Origin of the sequence: Peribacillus sp. FSL H8-0477, assembly GCF_038002765.1 — a bacterium.
Lineage (GTDB): Bacteria > Bacillota > Bacilli > Bacillales > DSM-1321 > Peribacillus.
The window spans coordinates 1,799,007-1,812,419 of record NZ_JBBODE010000001.1 but is presented as its reverse complement, the minus strand read 5'-3'; the positions used below and the strand labels follow the sequence as shown (position 1 = coordinate 1,812,419).

8 protein-coding genes and 2 riboswitches are annotated in these 13,413 nt (G+C 40.3%); of the genes, 7 read left to right on the top strand and 1 reads right to left on the bottom strand.

Annotated elements, in window-relative coordinates:
• Window positions 1-1,715: 1,715 nt before the first annotated feature.
• Complete coding sequence (locus tag MHI18_RS09235) at window positions 1,716-6,047, bottom strand: S8 family serine peptidase (protein ID WP_340847066.1); 4,332 nt, start codon at window positions 6,045-6,047, stop codon at window positions 1,716-1,718.
• A gap of 411 nt (window positions 6,048-6,458) precedes the next feature.
• Window positions 6,459-6,565: riboswitch (SAM riboswitch) on the top strand.
• 105 nt (window positions 6,566-6,670) lie between these two features.
• Here MHI18_RS09235 and MHI18_RS09230 point away from each other — a divergent pair.
• The 7 genes from MHI18_RS09230 (at window position 6,671) to sufC (ending at window position 13,404) form a co-directional block, all read left to right on the top strand.
• The gene (locus MHI18_RS09230) at window positions 6,671-7,984 is read left to right on the top strand and encodes an O-acetylhomoserine aminocarboxypropyltransferase/cysteine synthase family protein (protein ID WP_340847065.1); all 1,314 of its coding nucleotides are present in this window, start codon (window positions 6,671-6,673) and stop codon (window positions 7,982-7,984) included.
• Window positions 7,985-8,100: 116 nt separating this feature from the next.
• A riboswitch (SAM riboswitch) is annotated at window positions 8,101-8,211 on the top strand.
• Window positions 8,212-8,382: 171 nt separating this feature from the next.
• Window positions 8,383-9,417 (top strand): methionine ABC transporter ATP-binding protein, encoded by a 1,035-nt coding sequence (locus tag MHI18_RS09225; protein ID WP_340847064.1) that lies wholly within the window; start codon window positions 8,383-8,385, stop codon window positions 9,415-9,417.
• Window positions 9,410-10,078: a methionine ABC transporter permease gene (locus MHI18_RS09220; RefSeq protein ID WP_340847063.1), complete on the top strand. Its 669-nt coding sequence runs from the start codon at window positions 9,410-9,412 to the stop codon at window positions 10,076-10,078. The genes MHI18_RS09225 and MHI18_RS09220 overlap by 8 nt, the downstream gene beginning before the upstream one ends.
• Window positions 10,079-10,093: 15 nt before the next feature.
• Window positions 10,094-10,918, top strand: coding sequence for a MetQ/NlpA family ABC transporter substrate-binding protein (locus tag MHI18_RS09215; protein ID WP_340847061.1), 825 nt, complete (start codon window positions 10,094-10,096; stop codon window positions 10,916-10,918).
• A gap of 601 nt (window positions 10,919-11,519) precedes the next feature.
• Window positions 11,520-11,876, top strand: coding sequence for a carboxymuconolactone decarboxylase family protein (locus MHI18_RS09210; protein WP_340847060.1), 357 nt, complete (start codon window positions 11,520-11,522; stop codon window positions 11,874-11,876).
• A gap of 221 nt (window positions 11,877-12,097) precedes the next feature.
• Window positions 12,098-12,238: a hypothetical protein gene (locus MHI18_RS09205; RefSeq protein ID WP_169732068.1), complete on the top strand. Its 141-nt coding sequence runs from the start codon at window positions 12,098-12,100 to the stop codon at window positions 12,236-12,238.
• 380 nt (window positions 12,239-12,618) lie between these two features.
• Complete coding sequence (gene sufC / locus MHI18_RS09200) at window positions 12,619-13,404, top strand: Fe-S cluster assembly ATPase SufC (protein WP_040375894.1); 786 nt, start codon at window positions 12,619-12,621, stop codon at window positions 13,402-13,404.
• The last annotated feature ends 9 nt before the right edge of the window (window positions 13,405-13,413 follow it).

The following is a 13,413-nucleotide window of genomic DNA, read 5'->3' as shown; positions in this document are numbered from 1 at the left end:
TCCATTCTGGATAAAACCTGCTGAATGGGGATGGGATTGTCTTCGAAAAGACTCGAGACTCCGATTCGGCCAGTAGCAGAATGATCTAGATTTCCCTTCAACCGATCAAACTTTCTTTTGTTTTAGCTTTTAAAAATAGAGTAACTTTCTTTTTTTTGTTTGAATTTAAAAGCTCTTTTACCTTTTGATGACGCATTCTGGCCAAAACACGCTGAATGGGAGGGGGATTGTCTTCGACACCTCATCGATTGTATGCTCGAGTAGTCTGATTCGGCCCAAACGAGGATTTATTCTTCCCAAACCCAAAATGATTCGGCCCAAACTTAAGATGATTCGGCCCGAAGCAGAATCGAGCAAACTTCCCTTGATCTTAGCTTTTAAAAATAGAGTAACTTTCTCTTTTTTGTTTGAATTTAAGAGCTTTTTTCTTTTTGATGACGCATTCTGGACAAAACACGCTGAATGGAAGGGGGATTGCCTTCAAAATCTTATCAATTTTAGGCTCGAATACTCTGATTCGGCCCAAACGAGGATTTATTCGGCCCAAACCCAAAATGATTCGGCCCAAACCGAGTTTTATTCGGCCCAAACTCAAGATGATTCGGCCCGAAGCAGAATGATCTAGATTTCCCTTCAACCGATTAAACTTCCCTAGGTCTTAGCTTTTAAAAATAGAGTAACTTTCTCTTTTTCGTTTGAATTTAAGAGCTATTTTCTTTTTGATGACGCATTCTGGACAAAACACGCTGAATGGGAGGGGGATTGTCCTCAAAACCTTATAAAATATAGGCTCGAATACCCTGATTCGGCCCAAACTAGGATTCATTCGGCTGTAACTCAAAATGATTCGGCCCAAACCGGGTTTTATTCGGCCCAAACTCAAGATGATTCGGCCCGAAGCAGAATGATCTAGATTTCCTTCAACCAAGCAAACTTCCCTTGGTCTTAGCTTTTATAATTTGAGTAATTTTCTCTTTTTTGTTTGAATTTAAAAGCTCTTTTACCTTTTGATGACGCATTCTGGACAAAACACGCTGAATGGGAGGGGGATTGTCTTCGACACCTCATCGATTATAGGCTCGAGTAGCCTGATTCTGCTCAAACTAGGATTTATTCGGCCGTAACTCAAGATGATTCGGCCCGAAGCAGAATGAGCTAGATTTCCTTCAACCGATCAAACTTCCCTTGGTCTTAGCTTTTAAAAATAGAGTAACTTTCTCTTTTTCGTTTGATTTTAAGAGCTTTTTCCTTTTTGATGACGCATTCTGGACAAAACATGCTGAAAGGGAGGGGGATTGTCTTCGACACCTCATCGATTATAGGCTCGAGTAGTCTGATTCGGCCCAAACGAGGATTTATTCTTCCCAAACCCAAAATGATTCGGCCCAAACCGAGTTTTATTCGGCCCAAACTCAAGATGATTCGGCCCGAAGCAGAATGAGCTAGATTTCCTTCAACCGATCAAACTTCCCGGGGCTTAGCTTTTATAATTTGAGTAATTTTCTCTTTTTTAAAAGCTTTTTTTCTTTTAATGACGCATTCTGGACAAAACATGCTGAACTGGGATGGTATTGTCTCCGACATCTCATCAATTATAGGCTCGAATACTCTGATTCTGCCCATACCCATTTCACCCTCGTATTCAGCAGCGGCGGCACTTCATTAAAAATTAAAAAACCGCATACCCGGTTAGTAACGGGTATGCGGCGGTATGCTTATTCTTTTTTTGCGTTAATCCAAAGCTTGCCTTCGGCTCGTTTGGTTGTTACATTTCCGTAGCTGTCAGCTATTTTCACTTCGATAACGGCGCCAGGTGCCTTCACATTCGTTGTGGCGGTATAGTAGCCGACGTAATGACCTGAAGAGGTTTCCTTCATTGGTAAGTCAGTTGCGTTTGCAACCCCTCCTGCATTTGTAAGAGGCATCATAATAGAGAAGTCAGCGGTTAGGCCTGGTTCGCTGTCAAATTCTATTTTGACTGATTCACCATTTTTTAGGATCTTATCTTCATTTGGTACTAATGTTGAAATCTCAGGAGCTGTGTATTTTACATCAATTGAGATTGTTTTCGTGATTTTATTGTTTGCTTTATCTTGTGCAACAACTTTGATTGTATTGATGCCTTCATTGAGAACAAGGCGATAGCTAAAGGTTTGGTCCTTAATTGTTGCTTTTTGCCCATTCACTTTAACCCAATCAAGGTTTTCATCAGTTACCGTACCAGTTACTGTAACGGTTTCACGGTTAGATTTAGAGCCATTCACAGGTGATGTGATTTCAAGTTCTGGCTTAAGGGTATCCAGAATCACTTTAACCGGAGCAGAAGCCTCTGTTGAACCTTGGCTTGTCCGCGCTTTTGCAGTCAAAATATTTTCCCCATTAGTTAGGGTGACCGGAACGGTAAAGGTTCCACTGTCTGTTGAATCAGTCGTAGCTACTTGCTCACCTTTATTAAAGATATCGACTGCTGTTGTTGGAGCAGACGTACCTTCAATCGTTACTTCTTTTTTATTTGTGAATGAGCCGTCTTTAGGTGAAGTAATAACAGGTTCTTTTACTTCATAATCAACGGTTGCGCGAATCATGTAATTTCCTTCTTCTTCAGGAGAGAGTGACCATGCTCCGCTAACTCCCTGCCAGCTGCGTCCAGCATTTGGACCATCTTCATCAGTAGCCAGTCCAGGAGAGTTCGGATTCGCTTTTGTTTGCGTGTAGACGACGAAGAAATCGCCTTCTACCATGATTCCATGCGTACTTAAATCAACATGTGTCCATTGACCATTCCGTAATGCTGTTTCTGTAAATGGACCGGCTAATTTTTTGCCAGGTGATCCGTCTGTACCTGTCGCATCATAGACGGACACTTCAAATTCGGTTCCACCTGGTAATGGCCATGTAGTATCCCAGAAACGGAAGAGAGCGCCTGTCACATTGGCTGTTTTATTACCATTAGCCAGTGACATTTTCACTGCCCAGCTATTTCCGGCTGCATTGAATGAATGAGCATTTTCTGCTGTGCCATCATCATACTTAATTTCATCAGGATACCCAATGAACGGTTTAAGTTCGAAATCTTTTGTGGAAGTACTGCCTTCTGAAAGAGTAACGGCAGCTTCACTTCCATAATAGGAAGGTGCTACCACTTTTAACGTGTAATCTCCTTCGTAAGCCGTTAGCGAATACTCACCATTTGAATTCGTTTCTACGGGCTGGATTGCAGCATCTTCAACCAAGAAAATCGTTGCACCTGATACTGGTTCACCCGTAATTTTATTTGTGATTGTACCATTCACAGTCCCTTTAGGTATTTCTTGAAGGGTGAAATTAGCTGTTGAAACAGCGTCTTGTTCGACTGTTACGGTTTTTGTCTGCGAACGGAAGCCATACGTTTCTGCTTGTAACGTATATGAACCTGTTGCATGTGTTAATTGATAGGTACCATCCTGTGGATTCGTGTACACAGATCTTCCAGTCTCAAGCACACTAACTTGAGCTTGTAAGGGAAGAAGTACAGGTGCAGGCTGATCCTTTTCAGGTTCTTGTTTTGCTTTTTCAATAGTTGGTGTGATTTTACTTGGATCAACTGCAGGCTTAGCTGAAACGGAAGAATCATTCTTGCCTAAGCTAATTCCAGCTTTTGCTTTTGTAGTTGGAAGCAGGGATGTGCTGCTAAGTTTAACATCATCGATATACCAGCCAGGTTTAGGAATGGAGGCATCTGTCGTGACATTAAAAGCAATATAGACTCGTTGTCCGGCATATTCACTTAGGTTAACCTCACCATCAATCCAAGTAGTCGATTTATCATTGAATCGCGCTGCTTGAACATAATTGGTTCCATCTGTTGAAATGAATACATGAGAAAAATCATAGTTTCTTTCAAGCTCATACCAATGTTTGAATTGTAAATAGCTTGAGCCTTCTGGTAAATCAATTGGAGGCATTTTTAAGCTCATGTTGGCGCTGTTCGAATAATTTCCGGCAAGGTTTGTAGCATAGGCTTTCTCTCCGGAAGAAGCCGAGCCAGGTCCACTGGTTGGGACGCCCCAATCCCAGTCATTATTTGTCCCGAATTTAGTCCAGCCTACAGGATTTTGTTCGAAATCCTCTGTATAGCCGACACTGATTCCAGGGATTAATTCGACAGTATCATTTTCAGTTGTCGTAACAGATCCGCCAAAGTCTGTAGCTGTCCATTTATAGACAATGGAATCTGCAGTTAATGCAGAAGCTGGAATCGTTGCTTCGTAGGTGCCTGATTTGAAATCTCCGCTTACTCGATCCGCTTTCACTTCAGCCCAAGTCTCATCTGCTTTTTGGTACTTTACTTGGACTTCTGAAACACTGATATTATCAGTAACTTCAGCAGTTAAGGTAAGATCCATTTGTTTATACGAGCTTTCAGGGCCTTCGTGACGGATAACAGCTGGTTCTGTATCATCTCCGTCTTTCGAAACTCTGCCCTCGATTTTCCCAAGTCCACTTACAATAGAGGAAACAGCATCAAATGCATTTACTAAGCCATGGCCGTATGCATTATTTGGTACTGTTGTATATGCAGCATCTGTTAAAGGTGTTGATGTAGTTAATAGAATTTCCTCAAGCTCATCAACGGTTAAACTCGCATTAACTTGTCGAAGCAGCGCAGCTACAGCTGCCACGTGCGGACCAGCCATTGATGTACCATTCCAACCGCCCTCATACAAACCTCCGGGAACTGATGAACGAATATTTACACCTGGAGCAGAGATATCTGGCTTGATTTCTCCATAAGGTGAAGGTCCTCGTAAGGAAAAACTAGCAATTTGATTGTTTAGATCTGTGGCTGCTGTAGCAAAGGATTCTGGATAGTTTGCTGGGTTAGCGATAGAACCTGCACCACCAGGGTTAGACAGAGTTGTATTTCCTGCAGAAAATTCAGGGAATATTTCAGCTGATTTCCAAGCTTGAACCATTGGACGGTACCATTCATCAAGACCAGCACCACCGCCCCATGAATTGTTTACTACATCAGGTGCCTTTTCAGGATGTGGATTTCCAGCAGCATCTTTTGGTGCCAGAACCCATTCACCTGCTTCTAATAAATCAATATCAGAACCACCGCTTGCAGAAAAGGCTTTAACAGCAATGTATTTAGCGCCTGGAGCAACACCGATTTGATTGGTTCCATTTTCTTCAGATCCAACCATGGTTCCAATCGTATGTGTTCCGTGTCCTTGATCATCATAAGGCGAAGCCTGTCCACCCACCGCGTCCAACCAATTATATTCATGGTCAGCGGTGTTTGGGTTTGCAGGATTATACCCGCGGTATTTTGTTTTTAATGCAGGGTGATTCCATTGAACACCTGTATCGATTGAGGCGATCACGGTTCCTGCACCATCGATCCCCATGTCCCATACAGCTGGTGTACCGATTTTATCGATATTCCACTCTATGGCAGACGTGTCGGCTTTGCTTTTAACAGCAGTAGAGCCGTTCACTGCATTAGAGATTTTGGTTTTGCTATCTGGTTGAATTAACTGTCTGATTTCATTTGGCAGGATTTTAGCTACCTCAGGGTAAACAGCAAGCTGCTCCATTACGTCTTTGGAAGCTGTTACTGCCATCGCATTGACGACATAAAAGGATTGAAGATTCTTTGCTTGGCCTGCTTTTTCCTGTTTGTCTAAATAGTTTTTAACATTTACCTGTGTTTCTAATGCAGTAGATCGAAGCTCGGATACAAGAGTAGAGCGTTTAAGTAGTTTTGATTGGTTAGCTGATAGTTTTTGTGTTTTGGCTATAGCAGCAGCTTTGGCAGATACTTTTTGGGTATCCACTTGTTCTTTGAATTTAATTAGGAAGGTAACTTCTTTATTTTCTTTAAATTGTGAAAGGACTGTAGGAGCAATCTTCTTTTGTTCTTTTCCTAAAAGACTATCTTTTGCAGAGGTATGAAGTGTACTTGTCGAAGCAATGGTGGAGTTTGTCGGAATAATCAAGGATGTAAACAGCAATATCGAAAATAATAAAGCCAGCCATTTTCTTTCGCGTTTTTTTAGCAAATTTTCTTCCCCCTATTCGAATGTCAAAGAACAAAATGAGTCCGTTCTATTTATTCAGCTACCCTCCCTTTGCATAGTCGGACAGTATGCAGGTCACTGATGCTAGTTTAATAATAGCGAACGGATCAAAGAAAACTTTGTCATATTTTGTCTTGAAAATCGTTGAAAACTGAAAATGAACAATTGGTAGGAATAACCAAATAGAGCGAATAAGGTCTTAGTGAGGAGTAATGGTAAAATCGGCGAAGTATTTAGGGGGAAAGTATGCTTTTATACAGGTGTCAAAAGAACTTTTGAGTATGAGGAGATTTAAAAATGGTTATAAAGGTGGAAAATTCTGAATTTAATATTGACGTACTCTTATGCTCGTGATATATTTCCTACAAGATAATAATCTGATAATTAAATATGTTCTTATCAAGAGAGGTGGAGGGACTGGCCCTTTGAAACCCGGCAACCGGTATGTTTTTAATACACGGTGCTAATTCCAGCAGAGTATAAGCTCTGGAAGATAAGGAGAGTTCCTAAAAAACTTCTTCTTAAACCAGATGAAGTTTTTTTGTTCTTACAAATCCTTCGAAAGCTTATATATCAAGAATAAGATTAAAGGGAGAGATGAGACGATGTCAGAAGAAAAAAGTTATCGGTTTGAAACAGTGAGTATTCATGGGGGATTACAGACGGATGAAACAGGAGCACGTTCCCTGCCTATTCATCAAAGTAATGCCTATTTATTTAAAGACACAGAGCATGCAGCCAATTTATTTGGATTAAAGGAAGCAGGCTATATATATACAAGGATTCATAATCCAACTGTTACTGTATTTGAGGAAAGGGTTGCCCTGCTAGAAGGAGGGATTGGGTCTCTTGCGGTTGCAAGTGGAATGGCTGCTATTTCACTAGCCATCCTCAATTTAGCTGGAGCTGGGGACGAAATTGTAGCAGCTTCAACCCTTTATGGAGGAACATACAACTTATTTGCCAACACGCTGCCGAAGTATGGGATAAAAGTTCACTTTGTTTCACCTGAGGATCCAGAAAACTTTAGAAAAGCAATTACGCCGAAAACTAAGGCTATTTTTGGAGAAACCATTGGTAATCCAAGTTTAACAGTATTAGATATTGAAGCTATTGCTGACATTGCTCATGAAAATGGTATACCGCTGATTATTGATAATACCTTTGCAACACCTTATCTATGCCGGCCAATTGAATTCGGAGCTGATATTGTGATCCATTCCGCAACTAAATGGCTGCTTGGTAATGGGACGACATTGGGCGGTATTATTGTTGATGGTGGAAACTTTGACTGGAATTCACCCAATTTCCCTGGCTTTACGGAACCGGATCCGAGCTACGGAGGGATTGTTTTCAGTGAAGCAGCGGGTCCTGCTGCATTCATAACAAAGGCACGTGTGCAATTGCTTCGTGATTTTGGTCCGACTTTGAGTGCACAAAGTGCGTACCAATTTACGCTCGGTTTAGAAACGCTTCATGTGAGAATGAAGGAGCATCTAGCCAATACAAAAGAAATTGTAACCTATTTGGAAAATCATCCCGCTGTCAGCTGGGTAACCTATCCAGGTAATGAAAATCATCCGGATAAAAAACTGGTTGATAAATATTTGCCAAAGGGTGCAGGATCCATCGTTATCTTTGGAATTAATGGCGGCCGCGATGCGGGAGCGAAATTGATTAACTCCATCGAGCTATGGTCACATGTTGCCAATGTAGGCGATGCTAAGAGTTTAATTATTCATCCTGCAAGTACAACACATCAACAATTAAATGATAAGGAATTACTAAAATCGGGGGTCAGCGCGGATCTCGTACGTCTATCGGTTGGCATTGAAAACGTGGAAGATTTAATTGAGGCGCTCGAAGATGGTATCGGAAAAGCAACAGGAATTACGAGTACTTCAATTAAAACTAGTTAAGAGCATCTGACACTAGATGTTATTGATTGACACCATCTCTTTATTCATGATATTATTTTGTAATAATTATTATGGACTTTAAACGAGGGGAAACCTTCAATCACATATACGTTTTACTCTTATCAAGAGAGGCTGAGGGATGTGCCCTTTGAAGCCCGGCAACCGACAAGGAATACCTTGGAAAGGTGCCAATTCACACAAAGCAGTTATGCTTTGGGAGATGAGAGGACGGTTAGTTTCTTAGCCTGCCTTTCTGCTCTTGCGGAAAGGTTTTTTTGTTTCTTAATTGAAATTCTAATACATGTTTAGCGTGAAATGAGAAACGATATATGTGAAGGCTTTTCTTGAGAGGAAGTTTACTAAGTTCATAGAATGTATTGAATAAAGAGGTGAGATTATTGATAACATTATCACAAATAAGTAAGTCCTTTCGTACAGGCTTGGCCCAAGGTGGATTAATAAAAGCTGTCGATAATGTCAGCATGAAGATAGATCAAGGTGAAATTTTCGGAATCATTGGATATAGCGGAGCAGGAAAAAGCACGTTAATTCGGATGTTAAATGGTCTTGAAACACCAACGGATGGCTCGGTTATTGTGGCAGGCCGGGAAATATCTAAAATTAAAGGGACAGAGCTCAGAAAGGCTCGACAAGAAATCAGTATGATATTTCAACATTTTAATCTGCTCTGGTCTCGAACGGTTTCTGATAATATTGCTTTTCCTCTGGAAATTGCCGGTGTGTCGAAAACTGAAACGAAAAAAAGAGTAAATGAATTGATTAATCTGGTCGGTCTCGAAGGCAGAGAAGACGCGTATCCTTCTCAGTTAAGCGGCGGGCAGAAGCAAAGAGTTGGCATTGCTAGAGCGCTGGCGAACAATCCTAAAGTACTTCTTTGTGATGAGGCAACTTCAGCCCTCGACCCACAGACAACTGATTCAATTCTAGAACTTCTGGTTGATATTAATAAACGATTAGGATTGACAATTGTTTTAATTACCCATGAAATGCATGTCATTCGGAAGATTTGTCACCGTGTTGCAGTTATGGAAAGCGGGCAAGTGGTAGAACAAGGCCTTGTTCTAGATGTATTCCGTAACCCTGCTCAACCGATTACGAAGAGATTTGTTCAACAAGTAACCGAGCCCGAAGAAACGAAGGAAACGATTGAGCATTTATTGGAACGTTTCCCAGAAGGCAGGGTTATTCAGCTGACATTTGTCGGGGAATCGACCGAGAGTCCTTTAATTACTCAGCTTGTTCGTTCTTTCAAGCTGGATGTAAATATTGTACAAGGGAAAATTTCGCAAACACAACATGGTTCATACGGTACGCTGTTTATTCATATCGATGGTGCGCAGGCAGAAATGGACCAGGCCATACAATATATCAAAGAGCAGCAGGTTGGCGTGGAGGTGATTTCACATGATTGAAGAATTATTGCCTAACGTTGATTGGGAAGAAATGATGGAAGCAACATATGAAACACTTTATATGACAGGAATATCAATTGTGGCAACTTTCATATTGGGAATTGTCCTTGGTCTAGTGTTATTTTTGACGTCAAAGGGAAACATATGGGAAAATCGCCCTGTTAATGTGGTCATTAGCGCATTTGTAAATATATTCAGATCCATTCCGTTTATCATCTTAATTGTCCTTCTCATTCCATTTACCCGGGCAGTTATGGGTTCAATGATTGGTGAAAATGCAGCTCTTCCTGCGTTAATTATTGGTGCAGCTCCTTTTTATGCGAGGATGGTCGAAATAGGATTACGTGAAATTGACAAGGGTGTTATTGAAGCTTCACGGTCAATGGGGGCGACAATCAATACAATTATTTGGAAAGTGTTGATTCCGGAATCATTACCAGCCCTTATATCCGGTATCACGGTAACTGCAATTGCACTTGTTGGATATACAGCGATGGCTGGTGTAATTGGAGCAGGCGGTCTCGGAAACCTTGCTTATCTGGATGGTTATCAGCGAGGTCAAAATGATGTGACGCTAATTGCTACGATTATCATTTTATTAATTGTATTTATTATTCAAATCATTGGTGACTTTTTCACAACGAAATTAGACAAACGATAACTAGGAGATGAATTCATGAAAAAGATAGTCAGTTTTGCCTTAATTCTTGTTTTAACATTTGCGCTTGCTGCCTGCGGTAATGACGATTCAAAAGGCGGGAAAGATTCAGTAGAATTAGTGGTGGGTGCCTCAAACGTACCCCATGCAGAAATACTTGAAAAAGCTCAACCTCTTCTTGAAGAAAAAGGAATCGAGCTGAAAATTGAAACGTTCCAGGATTATGTTTTACCGAACAAAGCATTAGAGCAAAAAGACTTGGATGCAAACTATTTTCAACATATTCCTTATTTAGAAGCGCAAATTGCTGAAAATGGATATGACTTTGTAAATGCCGGCGGTATTCATATCGAGCCAATCGGAATTTACTCACAAAAGTATAAGTCTCTCGACGAACTTCCAAATGGCGCTGAAATTATTATGAGCAGCTCGGTTGCTGATCATGGTCGTGCGTTATCATTGCTTGAAGCTCAAGGATTATTGACACTTAAAGAAGGCATCGATAAAACGACGGCTACTGTAAAAGATATTACAGATAATCCAAAGAAAATTACGTTCAAAACGGATATTGAAGCAGCATTATTACCTCAGGTTTATAATAATAAAGAAGGCGATGCGGTTATGATCAATTCCAATTATGCAATTGATGCAGACTTAAATCCCCTTAAAGATTCCATTGCTATCGAAGATGAAAATTCACCATATGTGAATGTGATTGCCGTAAGAAAAGGCGATGAAGACAGCAAAGCGATTAAAGCACTAGTAGAAGTATTGCATTCGAAAGAAATTCAAGATTTCATTTTAAAAGAATATGAAGGTGCGGTTGTACCTGTTTCTGAATAAATAGATGAGTTGAGGCTGTCGAGAACTGCGACAGTCTTTTTTTTGCGAAAAATTGTAGAGGGAGAGATGGTTTTCAAAATCTGAACTGTCTCCTCGGTCGCTACTTTAGAGCCTTCCAGCGCAGATTGGTTGAATAAAGGCTATACAGGAGTTAGACCGATAAACGTGTCTGGCAGACCGATAACCAGTCAAGATAGACAGATACAACCATGAAGTAGACCAATAAAATCTAGTTAGACTGATACAACCTCCAGTTAGACCGATAAACGTGTCTGGCAGACCGATAACCAGTCAAGATAAACAGATACAACCATGAAGTAGACTGATAAAACCTAGTTAGACTGATACAACCTCCAGTTAGACCGATAAACATGGCCGGAAGACCGATAACCAGTCCAATTAGACCGTTATCAATTTACTGCCTACAATAATTCTTGCTAAAATTTTAAAAAGGGTCATTAATCTTCGGCACGCATGATGGAATAAGGTAAGTTAACCCATCTATTGCCCGTACCCAACTCGGAACAGCCTCTTGTTGTTGGTATATCACTTGAGCATCTGACCATACTAGAGAAAAAAGATGTATAAGGAGATGTTACTAATGACAAGCGAACCTGTTAATCCGACTGAAGAAGCCCTATATGAATTCAAACATGGAATGGGTGTTTTTACACAAAAGATGCCAGAAATCGCAGGTCCTTACAATGATTTTGCGAAAGCCTGTTTCAAGGAAGGCCAAATTACTCAAAAGGGAAAACAATTAATAGCTTTAGGAATCAGTCTGTACGCACAGGATGAATATTGTATTATTTATCATTTAAAGGGTTGTATTGATAATGGAGCATCCGAAACGGAAATTATGGAAGCTGTTGGAGTAACTGGTGCATTTGGAGGCGGAGCTGCACTTAGTCAGGGAGTTACGCTTGTTCAGGAAGCATTGGACGATTTATTACGGTGAACACTTACTGCTTAAGAGCCAGCGATTAGGAGGTATTTTTCATCTATACCTTATATGCTGGCTGTTATTAAGTTATATCATGTTTAGTGAATGGTAGGGCGGGTATATGACCTTTGAGTAATCTTTTAGAAACATGATAAAATTAGAACTACAAAACCAGAAAGGATTGATTCATTATCAACTCTCTAGATTTTAACGTAACCAGCGAAATGGAAAAGGCGATGCAACAATCACATGGCGTAGGCTATAGTGAGTACGGCAGGAGGTTAGATGTCCGGATCCAAGTCGAAAAACAAAGAGAGAGAGATTATGAAGCAAGCAATATGATCGTTAATGAACTTCGCAGGAAACTTCATTCCTAATATAAATAATAAATCAAATGAAACTGCCTTTAATGGAAGATAATATGCCTAATGGGTGAAGGATAAGCGTAGGATTGCTGCCTTCTTCGATTCGGTAGCATTTATCTGGCCAAAAAGGCAGTTTTTTTTATTGCTGGATAAGTTCTTCTTACAACCAGTTAAATGTGGGTTTAACGGAAGAAACATCGACTTTATGGACACATTATGTGTAAAGGATCTAAGGTTAATACTATCACCGTAGTAGAAAGTACATCGTAATGGTTGCTTACAGATTTGATTTGTTATAAAATTGTAATGAGAATAAAGTGAGAATTACTTTTATAAAGAGAGAAAATAGCTTTTGGCTATAAAATAGGAATATAGATCACGGAGGTATTCATATGTCAGCTTCAACTTTAACAATTAAGGATCTTCATGTCTCTATCGAGGGCAAAGAAATTTTAAAAGGTGTAAACCTTGAAGTAAAAGGTGGAGAAATCCACGCAATCATGGGACCAAATGGTACAGGTAAATCAACACTTTCTGCCGCAATTATGGGCCATCCCAAATATGAAGTAACAAGCGGAAGTATTTCGTTTGACGGCGAAGATGTATTGGATATGGAAGTAGATGAACGTGCACGTGTAGGGTTATTCCTTGCTATGCAATATCCAAGTGAAATCAGCGGTGTTACAAATGCTGAATTCCTTCGTTCTGCTATTAACGCACGTCGTGAAGAAGGCGACGAAATTTCATTAATGAAATTTATCCGCCAAATGGATAAACAAATGGAATTCCTTGAAATGTCTGAAGATATGTCACAACGTTATCTTAATGAAGGATTCTCAGGCGGAGAGAAAAAACGTAACGAGATTCTTCAATTAATGATGATTCAACCTAAAATCGCTATTCTTGATGAAATTGACTCTGGTCTGGATATTGATGCACTTAAAGTCGTTTCAAAAGGCATAAATGAAATGCGCGGAGAAGATTTCGGCTGCTTAATCATTACACATTACCAACGTCTGTTAAATTATATAACTCCTGATTTCGTACACGTAATGATGCAAGGACGTGTCGTTAAATCTGGCGGTCCTGAGCTTGCTGCACGCTTAGAATCTGAAGGATATGACTGGATTAAACAAGAACTGGGCATCGAAGACGAAACTGTTGGCCAAGAAGCGTAAGTAGGAGGA

Excerpts from the sequence above, each read along its gene's own strand:
- MHI18_RS09230 (WP_340847065.1), top strand. The coding sequence starts at position 6,671 with ATGTCAGAAGAAAAAAGTTATCGGTTTGAAACAGTGAGTATTCATGGG.
- MHI18_RS09220 (WP_340847063.1), top strand. The coding sequence starts at position 9,410 with ATGATTGAAGAATTATTGCCTAACGTTGATTGGGAAGAAATGATGGAA.
- MHI18_RS09215 (WP_340847061.1), top strand. The coding sequence starts at position 10,094 with ATGAAAAAGATAGTCAGTTTTGCCTTAATTCTTGTTTTAACATTTGCG.
- MHI18_RS09210 (WP_340847060.1), top strand. The coding sequence starts at position 11,520 with ATGACAAGCGAACCTGTTAATCCGACTGAAGAAGCCCTATATGAATTC.
- MHI18_RS09205 (WP_169732068.1), top strand. The coding sequence starts at position 12,098 with ATGCAACAATCACATGGCGTAGGCTATAGTGAGTACGGCAGGAGGTTA.
- sufC (WP_040375894.1), top strand. The coding sequence starts at position 12,619 with ATGTCAGCTTCAACTTTAACAATTAAGGATCTTCATGTCTCTATCGAG.